We start from the raw sequence: 2,563 nt of genomic DNA, 5'->3' as shown, positions 1-2,563 counted from the left end.
GAAACGTCGCGATCCAGCCGTCGATATCCGGCGGAGCGTTGTCGCGCAGAAAGACCTCGGCGGTCGAGTCGTCCGCATTGGCGACCGCTTTCACCGCACCGACGCCGCTGAGCGTACGGAGGGTCTGGTAGGCACCGCCCCAGCAGGCGGCAAGCCCATAGGGGCAGCGGGATGTCAGCCCGATCACCACCTTGGGTCCGCGGGCCTCGGCCTCGATTCGACGGTCGCGATCGGCGAGGCTGGGCTTGTTGGCGGACTGGCTGTTTGCGGCGAACGTCACGGTGTCGGCGGCAGGACGTTCGAGCCGGATGAAATGCGCCACCGACGGCACCCCTTCCGCGCTCAGCAGGAACATCATGTAGAAGCCCGGCGGACAGATGGCGGAATTGGCCGGCAATGTCAGGGTGGCCTGCTTGCCGTTGGTTGCCAGTTTCAGCTCCACGCAACGCTGATTGGTGTCGAGTGAATGGGTGACGGAGCCCGGCTTCACCAGCGTCGCGCGCAGAGGCGGTGCGCCGGAGCAGCGTATGACGACGTCGGTGCCATACTCGGCCTGAACGGGAGCGCCGTCGATGATGGGCCGGGCGCCGCGGAACAGATAGGGTGGATTGAAGATCTGCGCGCTGGTGTGAACGTCCTCGGCTCGAATCGGATTGCCGTTCGGATTGTATTCGCCGCCGCCTGCGCTCAGCACCCGCCCATCGGGCAGCAACAGGGCGGTCGAGTGGTAGCAGCGATCCTCGGCTTCGGCGGCCAGCGGCGTCCAATGCCCGTTTGACGGACTCCAGAGCTCCGCCTCATGAACGGGCTGGCCGGGACCGAGGTCGTTGAATCCGCCATCGAAGCCGCCGCCCTTCGTGCCCCCGGTCACAAGGACGGTCCCGTCGGGCAGAACCGTCGCGTTGTGCTGGCGGCGCGGCTGCGACATCGGCATGGTCGCCTGCCAGGCGGCATTGTTCTCGTCGAAATCGATGATCTCGCTGCGAGCGGTCGGGACGTTGGTCGGAGGATCGTTGCCGCCGCCGATGTAGATGATCTTGCCGGGAGCGTAGCTCACCGCAGGCGCATACTGCCGGTCGCCGTTGGCGCGGTTCGGGGCGCTCGACCACTCGCCGGAGCGAGGATCGAGGACATGCGACACGGGGTCCGTGCCGGCGACGAAGACGCGGTCGTTGGCCAGCACATGCATGCGTGGATAGAGCGACAGCACCTCGCCGTTCAGGCTCCGCCAACCCGTCTCCGCGCTCCAGATCTGCGGCACGTCATTGAGCTGCACCGGTCCCGCCCCCTCGGCAAAAGTCCCTGACGTGACCAGCACGCCGCCGTCGGCGAGCAGCGTCACCGTGGGATACCAACGCCCGTGGTTCATCGGCGGCAGCGGCGTCCAGGCATCGTGCTCCCAATCGTAGAGGCTGGCTTGGTTGACGCCATGACCGTCCGTCAGGTGGCCGCCGGCGACGAACAGCCTGCCGTCAGCGAGAAGCGCATGGCCGGAGCAGAACAGGTTGACAGGTGATTCGTCCGGCAATGTCGGCGAAGACACCTTGTGTGTTTCCGCCGTATTGGGATCGAGCAGATAGACGTCGCATTGCTGCTGGTCCATGTCGCCCTTCAGATCGACCCGCCGGCCCCAGAACAGCACCTTGCCGTTCGGCAGCAGGTGGGAATGAACGGGCACGTTCGGCAGCCGGATCACCGCCTCCCAGTGCCCGTCCTGCTCGCGGGTCGTGGCGGCCCGCTCGTCACCGTCGCTCGTGCTGTCGGCGATCATGGGCATCCTCCCTCGTCGGTCTCCGAGCTCGCGCTCGTCGGGCGCAACGCCGGAATGGGCGCGAGCCCGTCCGGGCTGCCGGATCTCTCCATCCCCGTCCAGGTTGTGGCGCGGAGCTTCTGCTCATTCTTGCAGCGTGCACTTCGTGAGGACCTGTGAACCAAGCCACACGACGACCGGTTTTTTGCAGGTACGATCGGCCACCTGGCGCATTTCTACGTGATGCAATCAATAATTGCATCAACTCGAGATTGCCGATCTCCCCGACGACAAGCCAGGACGTCGTCGTTGCCTGGACCAAATTGATCGAAACCGATTTGAGAGGTTGTCATGGCGATAGAGACTGACTTTTCCTTTGCGCATGAATTGACCGGTGCAGCTGCGGCGTTCGCCGCTCCGGCCGATCTGCTGGGTCTCCTGCGACCCTTTGTCGGCGCCCCGCAGGGCGGCCACGATGCGAAGCGGTCCTGGAAGGGCAAGGGCTTCAATATGATCTGGCGGCCGAACTTCGGCGGCGAGTTCGGGCCGCAGGATTTCTTCCTGGAGCTGAATTTCACGGAGGAGCAGCTCGACTTTACCGAGATCACCGGGTCGGGAATCGCCAATCGCTCCCTGTTCGAGTCCACGGTGGTCCTGGGCGGGGCGGCCTACATCCAATCGATCAAGGACAGCTTCGACCAGTCGGGCCAGCATTTCGAGCCGGGTGTGTGGATCAACGTCCCGAAGATCAAGAACCCGGAGGAGCCGGCGACGGTGACGCGGATGGGCTCGATCCCTCACGGCACGACCATC

1 protein-coding gene and 1 pseudogene are annotated in these 2,563 nt (G+C 65.0%); one reads left to right on the top strand and one right to left on the bottom strand.

Annotated elements, in window-relative coordinates:
* A partial coding sequence (locus JOY90_RS26215; protein WP_291694007.1) for a galactose oxidase-like domain-containing protein occupies window positions 1–1,771 on the bottom strand: 1,771 nt, incomplete at its 3' end.
* Between the two features lie 330 nt (window positions 1,772–2,101).
* Between JOY90_RS26215 and JOY90_RS26210 the strand changes: the two are divergent.
* Window positions 2,102–2,563, top strand: a pseudogene (locus JOY90_RS26210) (hypothetical protein); the annotation flags it as partial.

The organism is Bradyrhizobium sp. (assembly GCF_019242285.1).
Classification (GTDB): Bacteria; Pseudomonadota; Alphaproteobacteria; order Rhizobiales; family Xanthobacteraceae; genus Bradyrhizobium.
The sequence above is the reverse complement of the archived record's forward strand: the minus strand, read 5'-3'. Positions and strand labels throughout refer to the sequence as shown.